The organism is Mesorhizobium sp. LMG17149 (assembly GCF_024518695.1).
Taxonomy (GTDB): domain Bacteria; phylum Pseudomonadota; class Alphaproteobacteria; order Rhizobiales; family Rhizobiaceae; genus Mesorhizobium.
The window spans coordinates 234785-258638 of sequence record NZ_JANIFL010000005.1 but is presented as its reverse complement, the minus strand read 5'-3'; the positions used below and the strand labels follow the sequence as shown (position 1 = coordinate 258638).

The window sequence follows — 23854 nt, the reverse complement described above, 5'->3', positions numbered from 1 at the left end:
ACAGCATTGACAGAAAATCACCCTGATCGCTGCTCTGCACCAAACAAACAACATCGTGAGCACTTTTCGCCACGCCACCGTCCGTGTCACAAGACCGGCGTTGAGGAAAAGCCATGACTGCCACGCCCCCAATCTTTCTGGATGTAGATGGATCGCGCATCGCGGTGCGCCATACTGCTGGCTCTACGCCGGGCATCGTCTGGCTCGGCGGTTACAAGTCCGACATGCTGGGCACTAAGGCGCAGACGCTGGCGGACTGGGCGGCAAAAGAAGGCCGCGCCTTCCTGCGCCACGACTATTCCGGCCATGGCGAATCCGGCGGCGCCTTCGCCGACGGCACGATTTCGACATGGCTTACGCAAAGCCTTGCCGTGTTCCGGCATTTCACCCGGGGCAGCCAGGTCCTGGTCGGCTCCTCGATGGGCGCCTGGATCGCGCTGCGCATGGTGCAGGAATTGCGCAAGGCAGGCGATAGCAACGTCGCCGGCCTGGTGCTGCTGGCGCCGGCCCCGGATTTCACCGCCGAACTTGTCGAGCCGATGCTGACCAAGGCGCAGAAGCGCGATCTCGCCAAAAAAGGGTTCTTCGAAGAGCCGTCGGACTATTCCACGGAACCCTACATCTACACCCGCGCGCTGATCGAGGACGGGCGCGACAACCTGACAATGACAGGCCCGATCGACACCCATTGCCCGGTGCACATCCTGCAGGGCCTGGCCGATGCAGATGTGCCGGCAAGCCATGCGCTGAAGCTGGTCAGCCTGCTGCCCGCCGACGACGTGACACTGTCGCTGATCCCTGACGGCGACCATCGCCTGTCGCGACCGCAGGATCTCGACATGCTGGTTAGGGCCGTCGATGCGATGGCGCAGAGGGGAAACTGATGCGCCTTTCCATCCCGATATCCGCCTTCGTCGCGGCGATCGTCGGCTTCGGCGGCACGCTGGCCATCGTCATCGCAGCCGCCACCGCAGTCGGTGCGACGCAGATAGAGACGGCAAGCTGGGTGACGACGATCTGCCTGGCCATGGCGATCGAGAGCCTGTGGCTGTCATGGCGCACGAAGATGCTTGTCATCACCGCCTGGTCGACGCCGGGCCTGGCGCTGATCGCGGCATCGAGCGGCTTTTCGATGGGTGAGGCCGTCGCCGCCTTCATCGTCACCGGCGTCCTTCTGATCGCCACCGGGTTGTTTCGGCCCCTGACGAAGCTGATCTCAAGGATACCGCCCTCCGTCGCCTCGGGCATGCTGGCCGGCATCGTCGTCACCTTCGCGCTCAATGCGGTGAAGACTGTTCCTGTCGACCCGTGGCTGATCCTGCCGCTGATTGCCGCCTTCTTCGTCATCCGCCTGTTCAACCCGGCGCTGTCGGTGCTGGCCGTGCTGATCGGTGGTGGTCTCGCCGCTTTCCTCACCGGCCGTGTCGGTGGCCTGCCGACACCGGAACTGTCGACGCTGACGCTGATTGCGCCTGACTTCACCACCAAAGCGGTGATCGGCCTGGCACTGCCGCTCTACCTCGTCACCATGGCCTCGCAAAACCTGTCCGGGCTCGCCGTGCTGCGCGCCGCCGGCTATCACCCGGAGCCCGGCCCGCTGATCGGCGTCACGGGCCTGTTTTCGCTGCTGTCGGCGCCGTTCGGCGGCTCGACGACCAATCTGGCGGCGATCTCGGCGGCGATCTGCACCGGACCGGACGTCCACCCCGATCCTGCCGAGCGCTGGAAGACCGGGCCGTTCTATGCGCTCGCCTATCTTATCTTTGCGATTTTCGGCGCTTCGCTGGTGGCGATCTTCGCGGTGCTGCCGCAGAGCCTGATCGTGCTGGTGGCAGGCCTGGCGCTGATGGCGTCGCTCGCCAACGCGCTGTCTATCGCGCTGAAGGAAGAGGCGGATCGCATGGCCGCCACCGTCACCTTTGTCGTCACCGCGTCGGGTCTGACGCTGTTCGGCGTTGGCGCCGCATTCTGGGGCCTGATTGCCGGGCTGGTCGTGCTTTTCCTCGATATGATCAAAAAGCGATAATCATTTCAGATGCTTGTCCGGATTTGGCGGACATTGTCTTGAATCGCCGTTTTTCTCTTCCCATTTCGATCCCACGCAGCCCGGATTTGGCTGTCTCCAACCGAAGGAATGGGAGAAAATGAACGCATCCGCATTGATCCGTCCGGCCTGGACGCCGGCAACCATCGCGTTGATGGTTGTAGGTTTCATGGTGTTCTGGCCACTCGGCTTCGCCATGCTCGCCTACATCATCTGGGGCGACCGCCTCGATGGCTTCAAGCGTGACGTCAACCGCGCGACCGACGGCATCTTCGCCGGCTGCCGCCGCGGTTCCGACAAGGCCGCGCGCTGGGGCAATGGCTCCGCCCGCACCGGCAACGTCGCTTTCGACGACTGGCGCGAAAAGGAACTTGAGCGGCTGAACGAAGAGCGCCGCAAGCTCGACGAGATGCTGACCCAGTTCGACGAGTATGCCCGCGAATTGCGCCGCGCCAAGGACCAGGACGAGTTCGACCGGTTCATGGCCAACCGCAACAAGTCGACGGCTCCGACGAAGACCGATCCAAGCACCGGAACGACGACCACCAAGCGTGGCAAGGGCTCGAACCTGCTTGACGACTGAGGCCAAGCGACTGGCCACATCGTGAAAAACGGCGTCGCGCGAGCGGCGCCGTTTCTTTTTTGTTCTAGTCGTTTTTCTCGAATCGCGTATCGTCCCGCCATGACTCTCGGCTTCTTTCGCAATCTGACAAAGCCCAAGCCCACGCCTGTCGTGGAGCGCGAATATTGCGTCGCCGGCCGCACGCTGCCGCTCAAGATCGTCGAGAGCGCCAGGGCGCGCCGAATGACGCTGCGCATCGATTCAGGCGGCCAGGGTCTACGCATAACCGTGCCGCCAGGCCTGCGCCGCGGCGAAGTGGACAGGTTCCTCGAGCGGCACCAGGACTGGCTGGAGCAGCGACTGGCCAAGGTGCCGACGCGGCCGCAGGTGCGGCCCGGCATCAGGATCCCGGTGCGCGGCGTGCCGCACCGCATCGTCCATGAACCATCAAAGCGCGGCACCGTCACCGTGTCGCGCGACGAACGTGGCCCGCTCTTGATCGTGCATGGCGACCGCATACATCTGCCGCGTCGCCTCGCCGATTTCCTCAAGCGCGAGGCCAAGAGGGAAATCGAGAAGCTGGTGGCCAAACACACCGAGGCGCTCGGCAAGCGCGCCAAGGCTATCCGCTTCAAGGACACATCAAGCCGCTGGGGGTCATGCACCTCCGAAGGCAATCTGTCCTTTTCCTGGCGCATCATGATGGCGCCGTCGCCGGTCATCAACTACCTCGTCGCGCATGAAGTGGCGCATCTCAAGGAGATGAACCACGGTCCGAAATTCTGGAAATTGTGCGAAAAGCTCTGCCCCGACACCGATCGCTGCAAGGACTGGCTGAAGCGCAATGGCGGTGCGCTGCAGGCGATCATGTTCGAGTAGATCGCTCAGTCGTCGTTGGCGGCGTTCAAGTCCTCAGGCCGTAGCCCCTCATCGCCATGATGCGGCCACGGCAGGAAATTGCCGTCGAATTCATCGCCGCCGAAATAGTCGAGCGCGCGGTGCGCCTCGGCGCCGTTGAAGGCGGCCTTGTCGATCAGGTGCGCGATGACCTCGCGCGCCTGCGCGATCTTCTGCCTGAGTTCGGCAATTGTCCTGTCGGTCATGATCGTGCTCCCGCCATGTGTCCTATTCATCCATAGGTAGCGCCTTTGGCCGCGCCGGCAAACAGCATGCTTTTTCTCGACTCTTATCGCTTTTCATGCCAATTCCCGCGCCATGGCACTCGACATCAAGATCTGCGGCTTGAAGACCGACGCGGCAATGGCCGCGGCGCTGGCCGGCGGCGCCAGCCATGTCGGGTTTATCTTCTTCGCCAAAAGCCCACGCTATGTCGAACCCGCCGAGGCTGGCCGTCTGCGCGAGGCGGCGCGCGGCAAAGCGACGGCGGTTGCCGTCACCGTCGATGCCAGCCACGCTTTCCTGGATGAAATCCTTGCCCAAATGCAGCCCGACATGCTGCAACTGCATGGCGCGGAAACGCCCGAGCGCGTCGCCGAGGTCAAAGCCCGTTATGGTTTGCCGGTGATGAAGGCGCTGCCGCTCAGCGAGGCTGCCGATCTCGAACGGATAAAGCCATTCATCGGCATATCAGACCGGTTCCTGTTCGACGCCAAGCCGCCGAAAGGCTCAGAACTGCCGGGCGGCAATGGTGTTGCCTTCGACTGGCGCATTCTTGTCGGCCTTGACGGCGGCGTCGATTACATGCTTTCCGGTGGGCTCAACGCCGCCAATATCGGCGATGCCCTTCGGCTTGCCGACCCGCCCGGAATAGACATTTCCTCAGGCGTGGAAAGCGCACCGGGCGTCAAGGATCCGGCGCTGATCGAACAGTTTTTCCGGGCCGTCAGGACCGCGCGGAACACCCGCGCAGCCTAGTAGTGCCTTAAACCAGAGCATGTCCCGGAAAAGTGGGAACCGGTTTTCCGACAAGGACATGCTTCATAAGTCAAGATGCCAGGAGATCGGCGATGAACAAGCCGGCGACACCCAATTCCTTCCGCACCGGACCCGATGAACAGGGCATGTTCGGCATTTTCGGCGGTCGTTTCGTTGCCGAAACGCTGATGCCGCTGATCCTCGATCTGGAGCGGCACTGGAACGAGGTCAAGAACGATGCGGATTTCAGGGCCGAGCTGACTGACCTGTCGACCCATTATGCCGGGCGACCCTCGAAGCTCTATTTCGCCGAAGGCCTCACGAAGCATCTCGGCGGCGCAAAGGTCTATTTCAAGCGCGAGGATTTGAACCACACCGGTTCGCACAAGATCAACAACTGCCTCGGCCAGATCCTGCTGGCCAAGCGCATGGGCAAGAAGCGCATCATCGCCGAGACCGGCGCCGGCCAGCATGGCGTGGCATCGGCCACGGTCGCGGCCCGCTTCGGCTTCCCCTGCGTCGTCTATATGGGCGCCACCGACGTCGCCCGGCAAAGCCCCAATGTCTTCCGCATGAAGCTGCTCGGCGCCGAAGTGCGCCCGGTGACCGCTGGTCACGGCACGCTGAAGGACGCCATGAACGAGGCGTTGCGCGACTGGGTGACCAATGTCGAGGACACCTATTACCTGATCGGCACCGCCGCCGGCCCGCATCCCTATCCGGAGCTGGTGCGCGACTTCCAGTCGGTAATCGGCACCGAAGCGCGGGCGCAGATCCTAGAGCAGGAAGGCCGACTGCCGGACACCATCATCGCCGCTGTCGGCGGTGGTTCGAACGCCATCGGCCTGTTCCATCCCTTCCTCGACGACAAAGAGGTCCGCATCATCGGCATCGAGGCCGGCGGACGCGGCCTTGACGGCATCGAGCATTGCGCCTCGATGAATGCCGGCGCGCCGGGCGTGCTGCATGGCAACCGCACCTATCTCCTGCAGAACGCCGACGGACAGATCATGGACGGCCATTCTATCTCGGCCGGTCTCGATTATCCCGGCGTCGGCCCCGAGCATTCCTGGCTGCGCGATTCAGGCCGCGTCGAATACGTGCCGATCCTCGACGACGAGGCGCTGGAGGCCTTCAAGCTGACGACGCGCGTCGAAGGCATCATCCCGGCGCTGGAATCCGCGCATGCCATTGCGCATGCCGTGAAGATCGTGCCCGCCATGGACAAGGACCAGATCGTCATCGTCAACCTGTCCGGCCGTGGCGACAAGGACGTGCATACGGTGGCCTCGATGCTGGGTATGGAGATCTAGGCCCCTTTGGACAGTTTCGATTTGGGAGTTGATTATGAGCAAAATTCGTCCAAAGGGCCAGACATGGTGACCCGCATCGACCGCCGCATGGCAAAACTGAAAGCCGAAGGCCGCCCGGCGCTCGTCACCTATTTCATGGGCGGCGACCCTGACTACGACACCTCCTTGTCGATCATGAAGGCACTGCCCGGCGCAGGCTCCGACATCATCGAGCTCGGCATGCCGTTCTCCGATCCGATGGCCGACGGCCCGGCGATCCAGGCGGCGGGCCTGCGGGCGCTGAAGGGCGGCCAGACGCTGGTCAAGACGCTGAAGATGGCGGCCGACTTCCGGACCAGTGACAATGAAACGCCGATCGTGCTGATGGGCTACTACAATCCGATCTACATCTATGGCGTCGACCGCTTCCTCAAGGACGCGATCGCCAGCGGCATTGACGGGCTGATCGTCGTCGACCTGCCGCCCGAGATGGACGAGGAACTGTGCATTCCGGCGCTCAAGGCCGGCATCAATTTCATCCGGCTGGCGACACCGACGACCGACGACAAGCGCCTGCCGAAAGTGCTGCAGAACACGTCGGGCTTCGTCTACTATGTGTCGATGACCGGCATCACCGGCTCGGCGCTGGCCGACACCGGCAAGGTGGCGGCGGCGGTCAAGCGCATCAAGGGCCACACCGACCTGCCGGTCTGCGTCGGCTTCGGCGTCAAGACCGCCGAGCAGGCCCGGGCGATCGGCGCCAATGCCGACGGTGTCGTCGTCGGCACCGCGATCGTCAATGCGGTTGCCAATGTGCTGGGACCGAAGGGCGAAAAGACCGCCGATCCGGCCGAAGCCGTCGCCACGCTGGTCAGCGGCCTTGCGCAAGGCGTGCGCTCGGCCCGCCTTGCTGCTGCCGAATAGTTCTCCTACCTCTTCCCAATCCTCGTCAGGACAGGAGCCGAAGCGATGAACTGGATCACCAATTACGTTCGCCCGAAGATCAATTCGATGCTCGGCCGGCGCACCGACATGCCCGAGAACCTCTGGATCAAGGATCCGGAGACCGGCGAGATGGTGTTCCACAAGGACCTGGAATCCAACCAGTTTGTCATTCCGTCCTCCGGACATCACATGAAGATCTCGGCCAAGGAGCGGCTGAAATTCTTCTTCGATGGCGGCAAATACGAGACCCTGGACAACCCCAAGGTGATGCAGGATCCGCTGAAATTCCGCGACGAGAAGCGCTATGTCGACCGGTTGAAGGACGCCAAGGCCAAGACCGGCCTTGAGGACGCGATCATCAATGCGCTGGGCACCGTCGAGGGTCTGCCGGTGGTGGTCACGGTGCAGGATTTCGCCTTCATGGGCGGCTCGCTCGGCATGGCCGCTGGCGACGCCATCGTGCATGGCTTCGAAGTGGCCCTGCAGCGCAAGCGGCCGCTGATCCTGTTCGCCGCTTCCGGTGGCGCGCGGATGCAGGAAGGTATTTTGTCCCTGATGCAATTGCCGCGGACAACGGTTGGTGTCGACCGGCTGAAGGAAGCCGGCCTGCCCTACATCGTCGTTTTGACCAACCCGACCACGGGCGGCGTGACCGCCTCCTATGCCATGCTGGGCGACGTGCACATTGCCGAGCCCGGCGCGCTGATCGGCTTTGCCGGACCGCGCGTCATCGAACAGACGATCCGCGAGAAATTGCCCGACGGCTTCCAGCGCTCCGAATATCTGATGGAGCACGGCATGGTCGACATGGTCGTATCCAGGCTGGAAATGCGTGAAACGATCGCGCGCCTGCTCAAGATGCTGCTCAAGCTGCCGGAAGAGCAAAAAACGCTGGAGCCGGAAATCCTGCCCCCGGCGGTGGTCGCCGCGGAAGCTCGGCCGCAAGCCTGAAGCGACACGAAGCGCCGCGACCGCGATTGCACGGGTGCTTCGGCGCGCTGTAGCTTTTGATTGCCATGGCCATCCGAAACCGATTCTGGTTTTCACGGCTCATGCGCTAGGATTCTGCCATGACGACGCTTGCCGCCGACCGCGAAATCGAAGCCCTGATGGCGCTTCATCCTAAAGGCTTCGACCTTTCGCTCGACCGCATTTCGCAGCTGCTGGAGCGGCTTGACAATCCGCAGGATCGGCTGCCGCCGGTCATCCACATCGCCGGCACCAACGGCAAAGGCTCGTGCGCCGCCTTTTCGCGCGCCCTGCTCGAGGCAGCGGACTACCGCGTCCATGTCCACACCTCGCCGCATCTGGTCAACTGGCATGAGCGTTACCGGCTGGCCGCCGATGGCGGCGGCAGGCTGGTCGAAGACAGGGTTTTCGCCGATGCCATTGCCCGTGCGGCCAGAGCCAATGAAGGCGAGAAGATCACCGTCTTCGAGATCCTCACCGCGGTCACCTTCCTCTTGTTTTCCGAACACCAGGCCGACGCCGCGATCATCGAGGTCGGGCTCGGCGGCCGCTTCGACGCGACCAATGTCGTCAAGGAGCCGGCCGTGTCGGTGATCATGCCGGTGTCGCTCGACCACGAGGCCTATCTCGGCGACCGTGTCGAACTGATCGCGGCCGAAAAGGCCGGCATCATCAAGCCCGGCTGTCCGGTGGTCATCGGCGCGCAGGAGAGCGAAACGGCGCTGCAGGTGCTGATCGAAACCGCCGAACGGCTTGAATGCCCCACCTTCGTCTACGGCCAGGATTTCCTTGCCTTCGAGGAAAACGGCCGCATGGTCTACCAGGACGAAGACGGCTTGATGGATCTGCCGCCGCCCAAGCTGCCCGGCCGCCACCAGTTCGCCAATGCGGCGGCGGCGATCGCCGCGGTCAAGGCGGCCGGTTTCGAGATCAGCCATCGCGCCGCCGAAAAGGCGATGATCAATGTCGCCTGGCCCGGGCGTATGCAGAAGCTGATGCAAGGCCGGCTGGCCGAACTGGCACCCAAGGGCGCCGATATCTGGCTCGACGGTGGCCACAATCCGGGGGCCGGCGTGGTGGTTGCCGAAGCATTGGCCGAGCAGGAAGAGAAGAACCCGCGTCCGCTGTTCCTCATCTCGGGCATGATCAACACCAAGGACCAGAGCGGCTATTTCCGTGCCTTCAAGGGCCTCGCCCGGCATGTCTACACGGTGCCGGTGAGCCTTAGCGAGGCCGGCGTGCCAAACGACGAACTGGCGGTCCGCGCGACGGAAGCCGGGCTGACCGCCGAGCCGGTGAGTTCCGTCGCCAGCGCGCTGATGCTGCTGCGCGACACCTGGGACGGTCCGGCGCCACGCATCCTGATCAGCGGTTCGTTGTATCTGACCGGCGCGGTGCTGGCCGAGAACGGCACCCCGCCGACCTGAAGGCGGATTTTTCTGCGAGGAACCTGTCATGATCAAAGTCAAGCAGCTCGCTCACGTCTGCATCTTCGCCAACGACCTTGAAGCGACACGAAGCTTCTATCGCGACGTGCTGGGCATGGACACCTGCTTCAATTTCCTGCGTGACGGCAAGATTTTCGGGTTCTACCTCGATTGCGGCGGCGGCAGCCATGTCGAGGTGTTCGGGAAAAACGAGGCCCGCTATGGCGACCTGAACCAGATCAACCACTTCTGCCTAGAAGTGGAGAACATTGATGCCGCGATCGCCCACATCAGGTCGAAAGGTGTCGACGTCACCTCAAAGAAACTGGCCTGCGATGACACATTTCAGGCCTGGATCCGCGATCCAAACGACGTGAAAATCGAGTTGTTCGAGTACACCCAGAAAAGCGCACAATTCACCGGCGACGACCGCATCGCTGATTGGTGAGACCAGCCAAGCCATGACACCGCATCAGGCGCCTTTCTAAGGGTCTCTGAAATCACAATGGTATGATTGCTTCCAGATCGATGTCGACGCCGATGCTTGCCGTCAGGCGGGAATAGAAGAGGGAGGCCGGTTCTCGCCCGGCCTCCCGAATCTCATAGGATTCAAGTGCGCGTTCGACGATATCAGCTATTGAACGGTTTTCGCGACGAGCGAGTCGATGAGCAATATCTCGTGCTTTTGCGCTGCGGACGGAAAGCTGGGGTTCGGCCATTTCAAACTCCCCTTTCTAGAAGATGTAGTCTCTCAGCGCCCATCAAGATGGCACATGATGGCATGCCGTCACCTCAATTCGATCTCGATAAAGGCATATTCGCCTTCGTTGGCGTTGATGACGTCATGTTCGACGCCCTCTTTGCGGAAATAGGGCGCGCCCTTCTTCATCTCGGCGAAGGTCTCGCCGTCCTTGGTCAACAGCTTCACCTTGCCGTCCATCAGCGGCACGACGACATAGTCGTGGCCGTGGCGATGCCAGCCGGTGTTTTCGCCCGGTGCGAAGCGGTATTCGGTGACGATGACGCGCTCATTGTCGATGAAGACGGTGGCCTTGGCGGATCCGGTCATGGGTTTCTCCTGTCTGGCTCAAGCAGATGACATGGAGTGGCCGGATGCGAGAGCCAGAGCCACGCACCGATGACGCCAACAAAAAGCCCGGCGCGAGGCCGGGCTTGATGGTCATATGAATTTCAGATGGATCAGGCGAGATTGCCGTTGATCCAGTGCGACAGCGCGGTCTTGGGCGCCGCACCGACCTTCATGTCGGCCATTTCGCCGCCCTTGAAGATCATCAGCGTCGGGATCGAGCGCACGCCGAACTGGGCGGCAAGCTCCGGATTCTCGTCGATGTTGAGCTTGGCGATCTTGACCTTGGCGCCAAGTTCGGTGGCAATGTCTTCGAGCGCTGGCGCGATCATCTTGCAGGGACCGCACCATTCCGCCCAGAAATCGACGACGACCGGTACGTTGGCGTCAAGCACGTCGGCCTGGAAGTTGCTCTTGTCGACCTTCACGGTTGCCATATGGAAAATCCTTTTGAAAGTTTTTGTCCCACCAAATGTGGTGGTGATCGCGCCCTTCTTCAAGCAGGTGTTGTGTCACGCTCCCGTGAGTCGGGCAAGGGCGTCGTCCATGGCACCGGCCGGCAGCTCGATCAGCCGCGGCGCCTCGGTGAACAGCAAGGCCGCCTTGACTGTGCGGCCGGGATAGAGCGGCTGCAACAGGGCGCGATAGAGTGCGAGTTGGAGCAGGTAGGCCGGCGGCACCTCGGCCAGAGTGGCCGGCGCCGGCCGATTGGTCTTGTAGTCGACGATCGAGACCGTGTCCGACGTCACCGCCAACCGGTCGATCTTGCCGGAAATCGAGCGCTTTTTGCCCTTTACTTCCAGGCTGCCCATGATCGCGACCTCGGCACGTGACGATGGTGCAAACAGCTGACCGAAGCCGACGTCGGCAAGGATTGATGTCACCGACGCCAAGGCTTTTTCGCGCTCTGACGGCGGCCAGTCCGCGCCCGTTCGCAAGAGATAGCGCTCCGCCGCGCGCTGGCGTTCGGGCTCGGCAATGCCGGGCAGCATCTGCAGCAGTTTGTGCAGGGCAAGCCCGCGCAGCACCGCAAAGCCCGGCTCGGCATCGGCGTCGAGCACCGGCGACGCCTTGTCGACCACAGCTTCCTTGCCTTCGTCTATCAGCGCCGCAGCACCGGATGGCGACAGCGGACGCGGCAGATCCTCGAAGGGGGGCAAGGGCCGGAACAAGGTCGCCGGCAGAGGTCCGAAAGCATCCGTCGGCCGCGCCTGCTCGCCGGAAGCCAGTGCGACCGGCGGCAGCTTGGTGACATGGAAACGATGCACCGGCTCGCCGCCGGCGGGATGCGCACGCTGCTCGCTTTCCGGCGCACCGATCAACGCGCGGCTGACGATCGAATGCCAGGTGCCGGCGTTCGGCGCCCGCTTGCCGTGATAGCCGCAGACGATCAGCCGGTCCTCGGCTCGGGTCATGCCGACATAGAGCAGCCGGCGGTATTCGTCGTCGGCGAGTTCCCGTGCCCGCGCCGCCGCTGCTTTGGAAAAGCCGTTGGCGACGTCGCTGGCAGAGCGCCAGAGATAGCCCTTGCCGTCCCAATTCGCGCCGGAGCCATCGAAGGGCATCAGGCGCGGCAGATGCTGGTCACTGAACGGGGCGGAACCGCCATCGACCAGGAACACGACCGGCGCTTCCAGCCCCTTGGCGGCATGCACGGTCATGACCCGGACCTCGTCGCGGGTCTGGTCCATCTCGCGCTTGATCTCGGGACCGGCGTTTTCCAGCGTCGACAGGAAGGCTTCAAGCCCCGGCAGACCGGTCCGTTCCTCGGCCAGGCAGAAGCTGAGGAACTCGTCGAGGATGTCGCCGGCTTCGGGCCCGAGCCGCGCGATCATCTTGCGGCGCACGCCATCACGCGCCAGCAGCCCGGCGTAGAACTCGAACACCGGTTTGAAGGCGGCCTCGTTCGTCCAGATGTCGACCTGGGCGACGATCTTCGCCAGTCTCTCGCTGTCGCCGGCGTGCTGTCGCAGCGACGCGATCAGCGACAAGCCGGACGGCCTCTGCGCGGCGAGCGTGAAAAGCGTCTCTTCCGGCAGATCGAAGATCGGGCTGCGCAGCACGGCGGCGAGCGACAGATCGTCCTGCGGCTGGATGAGGAGGTGACCGAGCGCAATCAGGTCCTTGACCGCGATGTGCCCGGGCAGGCTCAGCCGGTCGGCGCCGGCAACCGGAATGTCGCGCCGTTTCAAGGCACGGGTCAGCGCGTGGACGAAGCGATCGCGCTTGCGCACCAGCACCAGCACGTCGCCCGGCCGCAGCCGCGTGCCGCGGCCTTCGATGATCTCGCCACTGCCGATCCAGCCGGCGATGGTGGCGGCGACGTTCTCGGCCACGCGCACCGCAGGCGCATGCGCATGGTCGATGGCTTGCGTCCAGTCGTCGGGCTCATCGACGACATCGGCGCCGACTGACGGCCACACCTCGACATAGCCCGGTGCGTCGGTGCGGATCGCCTGGTGGCGCAGCGGATCGGGATCATGGCTGATGCCGCGCCGCACGCTCGCGTCGGCAAAGACGCGGTCGACCGCGGTCAGAACATCGTCGGTCGAGCGGAACGACCAGGTCAGCTTGAGGTCGGCAAAGGACGCCTCGGCGTCGCGCACCCGTCCGGCGAACAACAGCCGGCTGTCGGCGAAGGAGTCCGGGGCGGCACCCTGGAACGAATAGATCGACTGCTTCTCGTCGCCGACGGCGAAGACCGTGCGATGGACCCTGTCGCGCGCGCCAAAGCCGGCAAAGAATTCTTCCGCCAGCCGTTTCACCACTTCCCATTGGTCCGGACTGGTGTCCTGCGCTTCATCGAGCAGGATATGATCTATGCCCTGGTCGAGCTTGTATTGTACCCAGGGGCCGGCGTCTGGCCGCGCCAGCAGGTTGACGGTGCGGGTGATCAGGTCGTTGAAATCGAGAAAGCCGCGGCTGCGCTTCAGCATTTCGTAGCGGGCGATCAGCCAGTCGGCGATGGTCAGCGCCGCAGCCGTGCCTTCCAGCATCCGGAACAGGGCCAGCCGGTCGGTGGTTTCGACGATGGCATTGGCGGCCGAGAGATAGCGCTCCGCCAGATCCGGCAGCCGGTCGACCAGAGCCTTCTTGAAGGCCTTTGCCGGGTCGTAGGCGTCGCCATCGGTCTTGAGGAAGGCTCGCGCCAGCAGTTGCAGGCGCCGAATGGGATCGCCCTCGGCGAAAGCCTGCCGCGCATAGGGCAGGATGTTGTTCAGCACCGATCTGGCGTCGGTGGCCTCGGCTGCGTGGGCGAAGCCGGCAAAATAGTCGGGCAGGAAACCCGGCAACGGCCATACCGAAGCGGCTATGCCCTCGGCCGTCTGGCCTGGATGGAAATGGAATTCGTCGAACAAGGCCTGGAAGCGCGTGCCGTCACCACGCCCGACGGCGTCGATGAAATTGCGCAGGCCGTCGCGCTTGCGCACGATCTCGCCCAGCAAGGCGTCGAGCCCGGCTTCGCCGCCCCGATCGAGAATGGCGGCAAAAGCCTCGGCCAGATCCCTGTCGCCGGCGGATGTGCCGGAGATCATGTCGCGGCGCGCCGCGGCAAACAGCGAGGCTTCCATCTGGCCGTCGAGCATCTCGAAATGGGCCGGGATGTTGGCCTCCAGCGGAAACTGGTGCAGCACCGATTCGCAGAAGGCATGGATGGTCTGGATCTTCAGCCCGCCGGGTGTTTCCAGCGCCTCGGCGAACAGGCGCCGCGCCCGGCGCATGGTCTCGAGATCGGACCGGCGGCCTTCCAGAGCCTCGACCTTTGCCGCAAGGTCGGCGTCACCGAGCGTGGTCCATTCCGACAGTGTCGAGAACACCCGGTTGGACATGTTAGCGGCGGCGGCGCGCGTATAGGTCAGGCACAGGATCTTCGACGGATCGGTGCCGCGCAGCAGCAGCCGGATAACGCGCTGGGCCAGCACATGGGTCTTGCCGGATCCGGCATTCGCCGACACCCAGGCGGAATTGCCGGGATCGGCGGCGCGGGCCTGGCTGGTCGCGGTGTCGCTGGGGATGGGATAGGCCTTTTTCATGCCTCCCCTCCCTCGTCGCCGGCATCGCCGCCTGCCGACCATTCGAGCACGCGGGCAAGATGGTCGTAGTCGCCATCAGTCTCGCCTTCGCGGAACGGCAGCGCGCGCGACAGATAACCCGTCGCAGGATCGGCATAGTGGATCAACAGCTTTTCCAGCCGCGCCCAGGCCTCTTCGGCAAGATCGGTCGCGGTCCGCGGCTGGCGATTGTGTTCGAGGATGGATTCCTCGAACACCTCGCCATTCGGCTTCAGCCTGATGAAGGCCAGTTGAGAGGGCTCGCGTACGCCCAGATCCTTGAAGGCGCCGCGCCTGAGCAGCGCACCCTCCAGCGCCAGTTGCGGCGCAAGCAGTGTGTGCGCCTGCGCCTTGGACGGCGAGGAACCGGTCTTGTAATCCAGTATGTCGGCCATGCCGCCGGCCAGCAGATCGACCCGGTCGGCGTAGCCGGACAGAGTCACGCCGGATTGGCCGACGACAGTCTTGCCGGCGCGCTCCTCGGCATGGCGCCTTGTCACTGCATCGGCGCGCGTGCGCTCCCACTCGATGATGTTGGCGGCGAGTTTCTCGAAACGTGGCCACCACACCGCCTCGACATCGGCCGGAAGGGCCGCTTCGGCGAAACAGGCGCGGCCTGCAGCGATAAGGCCGGCAAGCGCATCGGGGGTGCGCGGATCGGCGACACTGCCTGAGAACAGGTGCAGGATGGCGTGAAACAGCGTGCCGCGCTCGGCCGCACCGGGGTCGCGGATGACCTGATCGAGCGGCATCAGGCCAAGGATGCGTCTCGCATAGACAGCGTAGGGGTCACGGCGCAGGGTCTCGATCTCGGTGACCGAGAAATGCGTCGGGCGCACCGACAGCGGCGGCTTCGGCTGCGGCCGTGGCGCGAAATCCTGCCTTGGGCCGGTATCCAGCGCGCGCGCCCAGGCGAGCAGTTCGTCGCCACGCCGGCGCAGCTCCGCTGCCTGGTCGCTGCCGATGAAGGTCAGCAGCCGCTGCAGCCAGCGCGACGGCACGGCGGGGGCGTCGCCGGCACGCGCCGAGCGGGACAGCACCACTTTCCCAGCGCCCATGGCCATCTGGAAATCATGCGCGGCAAGGCCGATGCGCCGCTCGGGCGGTTCGAGGTCGATGCCGGTCTTCATCAGCCGCGACATGAAGCGGTCGCTCTCGGGCTTGCGCGGCCATACGCCCTCGTTGAGCCCGCCGATGACCAGCGTGTCGACGGTCTGCAATCGGGCTTCCAGCGCACCCCAGATGGCGATGTTCCGGTCGGTGCCCTGTGCCGGCTTGACCGTTTCAGGCGCGATCAGCGCCGCCATGATATCGGGCCACTCGGTCGCCGCGAAGGACAGTGAAGCCGAAGCCGAGACCAGCCCGCGCAGCAGTTCGGCAAGCTTTTCACCGGCGTCAGCGGCATAGAGCTCGCCAAGACCACCGTCGGCGGTGCGGCCGAGATTTTCGAGTGTGGCGACGCTGGCCCTGACAAGCGCGGCAAGGTCGGCATCGTCCCGGCCGCGGAAGGCTGCGAGCGGCGCCAGCGCCTGCTTGAGACGTTCAAGCAAATTCCGGGCAGTTTCGATGGAGCGCACGGTCAGCCGGGAAAACCAGAAGGGCTGTCGACTGCCGCCGCCCAGGCCGGTGAGGCGGGCCTCGAACAGTTCCGGCAGCGAAACGATGTCTGGGCGGCCGGTGCCGCCGCGCAGCGCCACCAGCTCGACCAGTTCCGCTGCGTGGCGCACATCGGCCCGTTCGAGGCCGAGGCCAAGCAGCGGATGCTTGAGCAGCGACAACAGGCCGACCGGATCGCCTGGCCTGAACAATGCCTCGAGCGCCAGCCTGAGCAGGCTGGCCGCCGGGGTGTTGGCGAGCGGCGTGCCACCGGAATCGTCGGCGGCGACGCCGAAGCGCTGGAGCTCGATCGAGACGCGCCGCGCCAGCGCGCGGTCGCCGGTGACGAGAGCCGCCCTTTGGCCGGGCTGTTCGACCGCGCGCTTGAGCGCGACGGCGATGGCGACAGCTTCATCACGTTCGCTGGCAGCTTCGAGCAAGGTCACCCCGGCGAAGGCGCCGGCAATGTCGGACGCCGGGAAACCGGCACGTGTCTCGGCCCAGAGTTCGGTGGTTTCGGCCGGCCGCAGCGCTTCGCCGACAAGGGCGGCGCGAAGCGCAAGTCGCGGTTCGGCCACGCCAATCTCCTCGACGTCGCCGCGCAATACGCCGATCTTGCCTATCAGCCTGGCCAAGCCATATTGCGGGTGGCCGAGCACAGCTGGACGCGCGCCGGGCGCGGCAATCGCCTGGAATGACGCTTCGTCCAGCGTTCGGTCGAGACCCGGCAACACAATGGCGCCGCCGGGCAGGCGCGCGATGGCGGCAAGCAGTTCGGCCGTGGCGGGGATCGAGCCGGTCGACCCTGCGGCGATGACCGGGCCAGCGGGCGGATTGCGCTGCAGCCGCGCCGCCTCGGCGCGGATCAGCGCGCTGCGATGCGCGGCCGGATTGGAACGGTCGCTTTCCGCGAGGAATTTCGGCCAGGCTTCGGTGACGATGCCGAGGAATTCGAGGGTCACCTGCCACCATCCGGCAAGGTTGCCGGTCACCAGATCGGTGAGCTTGGCCCAGTCCGTTCCTTCCGTCTCGATCTCGTCCATCAGCCGGGCGAGATCGCGCGCCAGCCAGATTGCGTCGGCGGTGGAAGCCGGGATGACGATCTCCTCGGCGAAAAGGGCGGCGACATGCGCCGGCAGCCGGCGTTTCCAGGCCCGAACCAGCGGCGTCAGCAGCAACAGGCGTTCGATCGCGGCGATCGGCGGCGCGAGATCGATGGCCGCCGATGCCTCGGTCTCGAATGCGGCCTCATCCTCGTCGAACTCGCCGAGTGGCCGGATGACCGGCAGGATCGCCGAGCCGCCGCCGCCGCGTGCCGCCAGGCTGTCGACGAAGACACCCCGCAGAGCGCGCGCAGCACGGCGTGTCGGCACATAGATGGTGACATCGGCCAAAGCGAGCGGGTCGCCGTCAAATCGAAACCCCGGAACAAGGCGGCCGGCAAGCAGCGCCTCGGCAAGCGTCGGCAGAAACGGCGCTCCGGGCGGGATCGAGAAAACGCGGCTGGAGCCGCTCATTGCGACTCGATGAGCGCACCGGCGACCGCCGCTTCCGCGAGTGGTACGGCATCGGGCGTGCCGACGGTGATCCAGTGGCCATGCATGGGCATGCCGAACAGGCGGCCGGCCGCGATGGCGGAATCGAAATAGGCGTTGAGCGAGTGCGGCCCGGCCGGTGCACCCTCGAACAGGCGCGGATGGACGATCGCCGCCCCGGCATAGATCAGCCCCGCCGGGTCGCCTTTCGAACGCCGCAAGCCGCCATCCGGCGCCACCAGGAAATCGGTGCTGCCGCAGTGTCCGGTCGCCTGTTGGAGATCCGCCAGCATCAGCAGAATATCCATTTTCGCCGCGTCCCATGCAAGGGCGAGGCGCTGGAGATTGAGAGGACCGTCATCGATCCAGAACGTGTCGGCGTTGAGGATGTAGAAGGGCTGATCGCCCAGTTCGGGCAACGCCTTGACGATGCCGCCGGCGGAATCGAGCAGTTGTTCGCTCTCGTCGGAAATGACGATGTTTGGCGCGCGGCGGGCAGTGACATGGGCGACGATCTGTTCGGGAAAGTAGTGGACGTTGACGACCGCCTTGCCGACGCCGGCGGCGGCCAGGCTGTCGAGGCTCCAGTCGAGCAACGTCTTGCCGGCAATCTTGACCAGTGGCTTGGGAATGGTGTCGGTGATCGGCCGCATGCGTTTGCCAAGCCCGGCGGCAAGTACGATGGCGGTGTCCGGTCTTGCTGTCACAGCGCTCGCTCCTCCAGCAAACCGTGGGCGTCGTAGAACTCGCGCAGGCTTGCCAACGCCGGATGAGACAGGGCCCGGCGCAGATAATCGCGGATGCGCGGCAGGTGCTTCAGATAATAGGGCTTGCCGTCGCGTTTTTCGAGACGGACGAAGATGCCGAGGATCTTGGAATTTCGCTGCGCCGCCATGATGGCGTAGGATTCCAGGAAGCTTGCCTCGTCGAAAGCGCCGGCTGCGTGGCGCGCCGCGACATAGGCATCCAGCGTCTGTTTCTCGATCTCGGGCGAGATGGTGACCCGCGCGTCCATGGCGAGCGAGGCGACGTCATAGGCGTAAGGGCCGATCAGCGCATCCTGGAAATCGACAATGCCCAGCCGATCATGCCCTGAACGGTCGCCGCGCCAGATGATGTTGGGTGAATGGAAGTCGCGCAGCATCAGCGTGACCTCGCGGCCATGCAGCCGGTCGAGCAGCGCATTCCATTGCTTGTGGTAACCGGCGCGCAAGCTCTCGCTTGCCGGAGCGCCAGTGATTGCCGGCACGTACCAGTCGACCAGCAGATCGGCTTCGATCATCATGGCATCGCGGTCGAAAGGCGGCACCTCGTGGAAGCCGCCTTGCCCTGTTTCCAGGCGCTGCGGCCAGGTCCTGCCATGCATCATGGCCAGCAGCTCGGCCGCTGCCGCGCAGCGCTCGGCCAGCGGCTGGCCATCGCCGCCGAGGAAACCTTCGGAACCAAGATGTTCGAGCAGCAGGAAACCTTGCTCCTGGTCCTCGGCATGGATTTCCGGAACGCTGACCCCGCCTGCCTTCAAGGCGCGGTCGATGGCGACGAAGGCGGAGACCGACTGGGCGGTGTGCGCGATCTCGGCATAGGGCTTGCCGTCGCGAACCGGCGGGCCGAGCACCAGCCGTGGCGAGTTCATCAAAACCCGCGGCTTCTGGTCCGGCAACGAAACGATCTCGTAGGAGCGGGCCGAAGCATCGCCGATGAAATGGCGGCGCTGCGCTTGCGCCCAGCCGGCGTTCACGAGAAAGTCGCGCATGGCCAGCGATCGTGCCGCCCGATCGAAGGCATCACCCTGGCCTGACAATCGCGCCAGCCGGCCGTCGCCATGCTGGACGAGCTCGATCAGGACCGTGGTTTTCGGCAGATGGGCTTCCGCCCGTTCCGGCCATTCGACCAAAGCAGCACCCTGCGCCAGGGCTTCGTCGAACCCAAGCTCATCGATCTCGTCCGCCGAGGACAGGCGGTAGAGATCGAAATGATGGACCGGAATGCGGGTGTCGTAGCTCTGCACCAGCGTGAAGGTCGGGCTCGGAACGTCGAGGCTCGCATCGTCGGCCAGGGTCCTGATCAAGGCCCGCGCCAGCGTCGACTTGCCGGCGCCGAGATCGCCCTTGAGGGCAAGCACGTCACCCGGGCGCAGCGACAGCGCCAGATCTTCGCCCAGCCGCGCTGTTTGTGTCTCGTCGGCGAGTAATCGCTCCAGCACCAGTCCGGTCATCGAACGCGCTACTCGGCCGCGGCTCGGATGCCCGGCATGTCTGGAAAGGTGCAGATGACGGTCGTGCCCTTGTCCTTGCCGGTTTCGATGCGAACGCTGCCGCCATGCAGCTCAACGAAGCTCTTGACAATCGACAGGCCGAGGCCGGCGCCGCGCCGGCGGCCGCCATTGGCGCGCGGCTCGAAACGGCGGAACACCGAATCGAGCACATCCGGCGGCATGCCGGGACCATCGTCATGAACCGAGAATTCCACCCCATCCGCCAGATGGCGGCATGTGAGCCGGATGATGCTGGCTTCCGGGGCGTAATTGGCGGCGTTGCTGAGCAGATTGTAGAGGATCTGGCGGACGCGGACCTCATCGCCGTGAAACGTCTTCGGCGCCGCGATGGCGTCCACCTGGAGACTGATCGAATGCTCTTCCAGCCGGTCGGCCACCAGTTCGGCCGCAGCGGCGATGGTGCGATCGACCTGCACCTCGGAAATGTCGAGCTGCATGATGCCGGCGTCCACCGTCGCCAGGTCGAGTATGTCGTTGACGATGGTGAGCAGGACCGCGGAGGACGAGCTGACATGCTCGACATATTCGCGCTGCTTCTGCGTCAGCGGACCGGTCGTGGGCTGCGACAGGAGTTCGGTGAAGCCGATGATGTTGGTCAGCGGCGAGCGCAGTTCATAGGAGACGTGCTGGACGAATTCGTTCTTGAGCTGGTCGGATTTTTGCAGCGCCTCGTTCTTGTCCTTCAGCGCCCGCTCGACATGGACGCTGTCGGTCACGTCGACGAAGGTCATCATCACCTGCCCGTTGGGCAGCGGGATCATGGCGTAACTCAGCACGTTGCCGTTGTTGAGCTCGGTCTGTCCGTGGCGGTCGCGGCGCTCGTCGTCGAAGCCGGTGATGGCGGCAACGAAGCCAGGCCAGGGGCTGTCCGCGGCCTGCCGGTCGCAGAGGTCGCGGATCGTCGACACGTGGACGCTGGGCTTGGCCGCTTCACCGTTCAATCCCCAGAGAGTGGCAAAGGCAGGATTCGACAGCCGGAGCCTGCCGTCGGGTCCGAACACCGCCACGCCTTCGGCAAGATTGTCGAGCGTCTCGCCCTGAACCCGCACGGCTGTCTGGTAGCGGCTTTCCAGGTCCATCTTCTCGGTCAGGTTCTCGAACACCCAGGTCACGCCGCCCTTGGGCTGCGGATTGGCGACGACGCGAATGGTCTTGCCGTCCGGCAGATGCCACCAATGTTCCTGGGATTCGACGGCGCGATAGGCGCCGAGCAGGCCTTCCTTCCAGCGACGCCATTCAGGCTGTTCGGCGATCTTGCCCTCGCTGCGCAGCCGGTCGAGCAGCAAGGCATTGTCGGGTGCGCTGTGCAGGAAGCCGGCGTCCAGCCCCCAAAGCTTCTGGAAGGCTTGGTTGAAGAACCGCAGCTTCTCGTCGGTGTCGAAAATGGCGACCGCCGTGTTGAGCTGGTCGAGCGTGTCGGCGTGGCTTCGCACCGTCCGTTCGTATTCGCCGCGAACGGCCTCAATGGCACTGGTGTCGCAGGCAAGGCCGGCCGAGCCATCGCTGCCGGCGAAATCGGTGACCGCGAACACACGGCGGTCACCTTCGATCACGGTGGACAGCGACTGCTCGAAAACCGGATGCGTCTTGTGCTGGGCGGCAATCGCATCGCGCGCCTGGCCGCCGAGGAACTCTTTTTTCTCCCGGACCGCGGCTTCGGCATTTTCGGCTTCTACGGCATCGGCATAGGCGCGGTTGACCCACTTCAGCCCGCCATCCTCGCCGCGGAGCCATGCCGGCATGTTCAGCGCGTCGAGCAGGCCGATCATCGTGTCGTGGTCGGCGGCCAGCCGCTGGTTCTCGATCTTCAGCCTGGCCTGGCTGCGCTGCGTCTCCGAGAGCGAGACGAAACGCACGAGCACATGCGCGGCACTCTTGCGGCCATGCACTTCGAGCGGCGCACCGGCCTGCGATTCGATGACGAGGTCGAAGGGTTTGGCCTTCTCGCGCAATCCCGCGACGGCATGTTCGAGTGCCGCCGCCGAACGCGGCATCAGCCAGCGGCCGAAAGCGAGAAAAGCGGCCCTATCCTCGGGAGCGCCGCTTTCGACGGGCAATGTGCCGATAAGCTCGGGCTTCTTGTTTTCCGCGGCCCAGACGACCACGCGCTGGTCGCGCAGATTGAGCAGCGCCTCGGAGCGGCGGAGCGCCGCGTTGATGTCGGCGAGGCGGCTCCTGAGTTCGACATTCTCCGCCGAGGTGCGGGCTCTTTCGCGGATGAGAACGATGGCCGATATCAGTGCGGCACCCGTCACGCCGACGAACACGGCAAGCTGCATGACCTCGATGGCGCTCACCGACAGTCCCGCGACGCTGGCAGCAGCGGTTTCGGCATGCGCGACGGCGCCAGCCAAGGGGCCCGCGAGCGCGGAGGTGGCAAGGAATGTCGACGCACGGGCGCGCCAGGACAGGCTCCCGCCTTCCAGGGCGGAGCTAGCAATCCCCGAATCGTCATGGCCGCCGGAAACGGCCCGTCCCGCTCTGTGCGGGTGTTGCCCCGGCATGTCTTGGTCCTCTCCGCCGCCTGAATGCAAGACCGCCCTGATGCGTGCCTCTCTTGACCCTCTCGGGCTGGAAGCATCGCCGAATCACCTGACAATAACCCCTCGCCGAATCGCCGTGAAGGCTGATGGCGCGCAAAAATAAGGCCGGGCGAAAAGTCAATCGCCCGGCCTCAATATCTGGTAGCAATTTTAGCTTTGGTTAATAGCGGTAGTGTTCCGGCTTGAACGGACCCTGCGGCGTGACGCCGATATAGGCGGCTTGTTCACCCGACAGTTCGGTCAGACGGGCGCCGAGCTTGTCGAGATGCAGGCGCGCGACCTTTTCGTCGAGATGCTTGGGCAGGACATAGACCTGGTTCTCGTACTGGCCGGGCTTGGTGTAGAGCTCGATCTGCGCCAGCACCTGGTTGGTGAAGGATGCCGACATGACGAAGCTCGGGTGGCCTGTGGCGTTGCCGAGATTGAGCAGCCGCCCTTCCGACAAAAGGATCATCCGCTTGCCGTCCGCGAAGGTGATCATGTCAACCTGCGGCTTGACGTTGGTCCATTTCAAATTGCGCAGCGCGGCGACCTGGATCTCATTGTCGAAGTGGCCGATGTTGCCGACGATGACCATGTCCTTCATCGAGCGCATATGGTCGAGGGTGACGACATCCTTGTTGCCGGTGGTGGTGATGACGATGTCGGCGGTGGGGGCCGCATCTTCCAGCGTGACGACTTCAAATCCGTCCATCGCCGCCTGCAGCGCGCAAATCGGATCGACCTCGGTGACCTTGACGCGGGCGCCGGCGCCCTTGAGCGAGGCCGACGAGCCCTTGCCGACGTCGCCATAACCGCACACGACAGCGACCTTGCCGGCCATCATCGTGTCGGTGCCGCGGCGGATGCCGTCGACCAGCGATTCCTTGCAGCCATATTTGTTATCGAACTTCGACTTGGTGACCGAGTCGTTGACGTTGATGGCGGGGAAGGGCAGCAGGCCCTTCTTCTGCAGCTGATAGAGCCGGTTGACGCCGGTGGTCGTCTCTTCGGTGACGCCGCGGATCGCCGCCTTCTGCTTGGTGAAGAAGCCGGGCGAAGCCTTCAGGCGCTTCTTGACCTGGGCATAGAAGTATTCCTCTTCCTCGCTCTGCGGGTTGGACAGCACGTCCTCGCCGGCCTCGGCGCGGGCGCCGATCAGGATGTACATGGTGGCATCGCCGCCATCATCGAGGATCATGTTGGAGAGGCCGCCGTCGGCCCACTGGAAGATCTTGTCGGTGTAGTCCCAATACTCCTCGAGCGACTCGCCCTTGACGGCGAACACCGGGATGCCGGCTTCGGCGATGGCCGCGGCCGCATGGTCCTGGGTCGAGAAGATGTTGCAGGAGGCCCAGCGGATATCGGCGCCCAGTTCCTTCAGCGTCTCGATCAGCACCGCCGTCTGGATCGTCATGTGCAGCGAGCCGGTGATGCGCGCACCCTTGAGCGGCTGCTTGGGACCGAATTCCTCACGGCAGGCCATCAGGCCCGGCATTTCGGTTTCGGCGATCTCGAGTTCCTTGCGGCCCCAGCCGGCAAGCGAGATGTCGGCGACCACATAGTCCTTGCTACCCGTCATGGCAGTACTCCGATGCGAATGTTGTGCTTGCGAATTTGTTGCGGACACGCCCGCGCCGGTCGGCGCGTCGAAGGGCGCGAATTGCCGGCCT

20 protein-coding genes are annotated in these 23854 nt (G+C 64.4%); 10 read left to right on the top strand and 10 right to left on the bottom strand.

The window, feature by feature from the left end:
* The first annotated feature begins 113 nt into the window (after positions 1-113).
* From NP945_RS13385 to NP945_RS13370, 4 genes are all read left to right on the top strand, one after another.
* Positions 114-884, top strand: coding sequence for a carboxylesterase (locus NP945_RS13385; protein WP_256746603.1), 771 nt, complete (start codon positions 114-116; stop codon positions 882-884).
* Positions 884-2026 (top strand): benzoate/H(+) symporter BenE family transporter, encoded by a 1143-nt coding sequence (locus NP945_RS13380; RefSeq protein ID WP_256746602.1) that lies wholly within the window; start codon positions 884-886, stop codon positions 2024-2026. Before NP945_RS13385 ends, NP945_RS13380 begins: the two co-directional genes overlap by 1 nt.
* A 118-nt stretch (positions 2027-2144) precedes the next feature.
* On the top strand, positions 2145-2627 hold the full coding sequence (locus NP945_RS13375) for a DUF2852 domain-containing protein (protein ID WP_127266800.1): 483 nt from the start codon (positions 2145-2147) through the stop codon (positions 2625-2627).
* 99 nt (positions 2628-2726) lie between these two features.
* Positions 2727-3485 carry a M48 family metallopeptidase gene (locus tag NP945_RS13370; protein ID WP_256746601.1) on the top strand — a complete coding sequence of 253 codons (759 nt, stop codon included), beginning with the start codon at positions 2727-2729 and terminating at the stop codon, positions 3483-3485.
* Positions 3486-3490: 5 nt separating this feature from the next.
* On the opposite strand, the gene NP945_RS13365 is transcribed toward NP945_RS13370, so the two are convergent.
* The gene (locus tag NP945_RS13365) at positions 3491-3709 is read right to left on the bottom strand and encodes a hypothetical protein (protein WP_127289588.1); all 219 of its coding nucleotides are present in this window, start codon (positions 3707-3709) and stop codon (positions 3491-3493) included.
* Between the two features lie 112 nt (positions 3710-3821).
* Between NP945_RS13365 and NP945_RS13360 the strand changes: the two genes are divergently transcribed.
* The 6 genes from NP945_RS13360 (at position 3822) to NP945_RS13335 (ending at position 9562) form a co-directional block, all read left to right on the top strand.
* Positions 3822-4481, top strand: a complete 660-nt coding sequence (locus NP945_RS13360; RefSeq protein ID WP_256746600.1) for a phosphoribosylanthranilate isomerase — start codon at positions 3822-3824, stop codon at positions 4479-4481.
* Between the two features lie 92 nt (positions 4482-4573).
* Positions 4574-5794: a tryptophan synthase subunit beta gene (gene trpB / locus NP945_RS13355; protein ID WP_127380276.1), complete on the top strand. Its 1221-nt coding sequence runs from the start codon at positions 4574-4576 to the stop codon at positions 5792-5794.
* A 63-nt stretch (positions 5795-5857) separates the two neighbouring features.
* Positions 5858-6697: a tryptophan synthase subunit alpha gene (gene trpA / locus NP945_RS13350; RefSeq protein ID WP_256746599.1), complete on the top strand. Its 840-nt coding sequence runs from the start codon at positions 5858-5860 to the stop codon at positions 6695-6697.
* A gap of 45 nt (positions 6698-6742) precedes the next feature.
* Positions 6743-7669 carry an acetyl-CoA carboxylase, carboxyltransferase subunit beta gene (accD, locus tag NP945_RS13345; protein ID WP_013528321.1) on the top strand — a complete coding sequence of 309 codons (927 nt, stop codon included), beginning with the start codon at positions 6743-6745 and terminating at the stop codon, positions 7667-7669.
* A 119-nt stretch (positions 7670-7788) separates the two neighbouring features.
* Entirely contained in the window at positions 7789-9114 is a 1326-nt protein-coding gene (locus tag NP945_RS13340) for a folylpolyglutamate synthase/dihydrofolate synthase family protein (RefSeq protein ID WP_256746598.1), read from the top strand.
* Between the two features lie 28 nt (positions 9115-9142).
* The gene (locus NP945_RS13335; RefSeq protein WP_127268386.1) at positions 9143-9562 is read left to right on the top strand and encodes a VOC family protein; all 420 of its coding nucleotides are present in this window, start codon (positions 9143-9145) and stop codon (positions 9560-9562) included.
* Positions 9563-9614: 52 nt separating this feature from the next.
* Here the strand turns inward: NP945_RS13335 and NP945_RS13330 are convergent, their stop codons facing one another.
* The 9 genes from NP945_RS13330 to ahcY all read right to left on the bottom strand — a co-directional run bounded on the left by NP945_RS13330 (position 9615) and on the right by ahcY (position 23763).
* Entirely contained in the window at positions 9615-9833 is a 219-nt protein-coding gene (locus NP945_RS13330; RefSeq protein ID WP_127268387.1) for a plasmid stabilization protein, read from the bottom strand.
* 68 nt (positions 9834-9901) lie between these two features.
* Positions 9902-10183 (bottom strand): cupin domain-containing protein, encoded by a 282-nt coding sequence (locus NP945_RS13325; protein ID WP_127268388.1) that lies wholly within the window; start codon positions 10181-10183, stop codon positions 9902-9904.
* A gap of 131 nt (positions 10184-10314) precedes the next feature.
* Positions 10315-10638, bottom strand: coding sequence for a thioredoxin (trxA, locus tag NP945_RS13320; RefSeq protein WP_013528326.1), 324 nt, complete (start codon positions 10636-10638; stop codon positions 10315-10317).
* Positions 10639-10713: 75 nt separating this feature from the next.
* Complete coding sequence (addA, locus tag NP945_RS13315) at positions 10714-14235, bottom strand: double-strand break repair helicase AddA (protein WP_256746597.1); 3522 nt, start codon at positions 14233-14235, stop codon at positions 10714-10716.
* A complete protein-coding gene (addB, locus tag NP945_RS13310; RefSeq protein ID WP_256746596.1) occupies positions 14232-17366 on the bottom strand; it encodes a double-strand break repair protein AddB in 3135 nt (1044 codons plus the stop codon). The genes addA and addB overlap by 4 nt, the downstream gene beginning before the upstream one ends.
* Positions 17363-18091 (bottom strand): nucleotidyltransferase family protein, encoded by a 729-nt coding sequence (locus tag NP945_RS13305; RefSeq protein WP_127267521.1) that lies wholly within the window; start codon positions 18089-18091, stop codon positions 17363-17365. Before NP945_RS13305 ends, addB begins: the two co-directional genes overlap by 4 nt.
* Positions 18088-19599, bottom strand: coding sequence for a tRNA (adenosine(37)-N6)-threonylcarbamoyltransferase complex ATPase subunit type 1 TsaE (gene tsaE / locus NP945_RS13300; RefSeq protein WP_256746595.1), 1512 nt, complete (start codon positions 19597-19599; stop codon positions 18088-18090). The genes NP945_RS13305 and tsaE overlap by 4 nt, the downstream gene beginning before the upstream one ends.
* An 8-nt stretch (positions 19600-19607) precedes the next feature.
* On the bottom strand, positions 19608-22163 hold the full coding sequence (locus NP945_RS13295) for a PAS domain-containing sensor histidine kinase (protein WP_256746594.1): 2556 nt from the start codon (positions 22161-22163) through the stop codon (positions 19608-19610).
* A 199-nt stretch (positions 22164-22362) separates the two neighbouring features.
* Entirely contained in the window at positions 22363-23763 is a 1401-nt protein-coding gene (ahcY, locus tag NP945_RS13290; protein ID WP_023810629.1) for an adenosylhomocysteinase, read from the bottom strand.
* Positions 23764-23854: the final 91 nt, after the last annotated feature.

Coding starts and splice junctions, on each gene's coding strand:
- NP945_RS13385 (WP_256746603.1), top strand. CDS start 114: ATGACTGCCACGCCCCCAATCTTTCTGGATGTAGATGGATCGCGCATC.
- NP945_RS13380 (WP_256746602.1), top strand. CDS start 884: ATGCGCCTTTCCATCCCGATATCCGCCTTCGTCGCGGCGATCGTCGGC.
- NP945_RS13375 (WP_127266800.1), top strand. CDS start 2,145: ATGAACGCATCCGCATTGATCCGTCCGGCCTGGACGCCGGCAACCATC.
- NP945_RS13370 (WP_256746601.1), top strand. CDS start 2,727: ATGACTCTCGGCTTCTTTCGCAATCTGACAAAGCCCAAGCCCACGCCT.
- NP945_RS13365 (WP_127289588.1), bottom strand. CDS start 3,709: ATGACCGACAGGACAATTGCCGAACTCAGGCAGAAGATCGCGCAGGCG.
- NP945_RS13360 (WP_256746600.1), top strand. CDS start 3,822: ATGGCACTCGACATCAAGATCTGCGGCTTGAAGACCGACGCGGCAATG.
- trpB (WP_127380276.1), top strand. CDS start 4,574: ATGAACAAGCCGGCGACACCCAATTCCTTCCGCACCGGACCCGATGAA.
- trpA (WP_256746599.1), top strand. CDS start 5,858: ATGGTGACCCGCATCGACCGCCGCATGGCAAAACTGAAAGCCGAAGGC.
- accD (WP_013528321.1), top strand. CDS start 6,743: ATGAACTGGATCACCAATTACGTTCGCCCGAAGATCAATTCGATGCTC.
- NP945_RS13340 (WP_256746598.1), top strand. CDS start 7,789: ATGACGACGCTTGCCGCCGACCGCGAAATCGAAGCCCTGATGGCGCTT.
- NP945_RS13335 (WP_127268386.1), top strand. CDS start 9,143: ATGATCAAAGTCAAGCAGCTCGCTCACGTCTGCATCTTCGCCAACGAC.
- NP945_RS13330 (WP_127268387.1), bottom strand. CDS start 9,833: ATGGCCGAACCCCAGCTTTCCGTCCGCAGCGCAAAAGCACGAGATATT.
- NP945_RS13325 (WP_127268388.1), bottom strand. CDS start 10,183: ATGACCGGATCCGCCAAGGCCACCGTCTTCATCGACAATGAGCGCGTC.
- trxA (WP_013528326.1), bottom strand. CDS start 10,638: ATGGCAACCGTGAAGGTCGACAAGAGCAACTTCCAGGCCGACGTGCTT.
- addA (WP_256746597.1), bottom strand. CDS start 14,235: ATGAAAAAGGCCTATCCCATCCCCAGCGACACCGCGACCAGCCAGGCC.
- addB (WP_256746596.1), bottom strand. CDS start 17,366: ATGAGCGGCTCCAGCCGCGTTTTCTCGATCCCGCCCGGAGCGCCGTTT.
- tsaE (WP_256746595.1), bottom strand. CDS start 19,599: ATGACCGGACTGGTGCTGGAGCGATTACTCGCCGACGAGACACAAACA.
- NP945_RS13295 (WP_256746594.1), bottom strand. CDS start 22,163: ATGCCGGGGCAACACCCGCACAGAGCGGGACGGGCCGTTTCCGGCGGC.
- ahcY (WP_023810629.1), bottom strand. CDS start 23,763: ATGACGGGTAGCAAGGACTATGTGGTCGCCGACATCTCGCTTGCCGGC.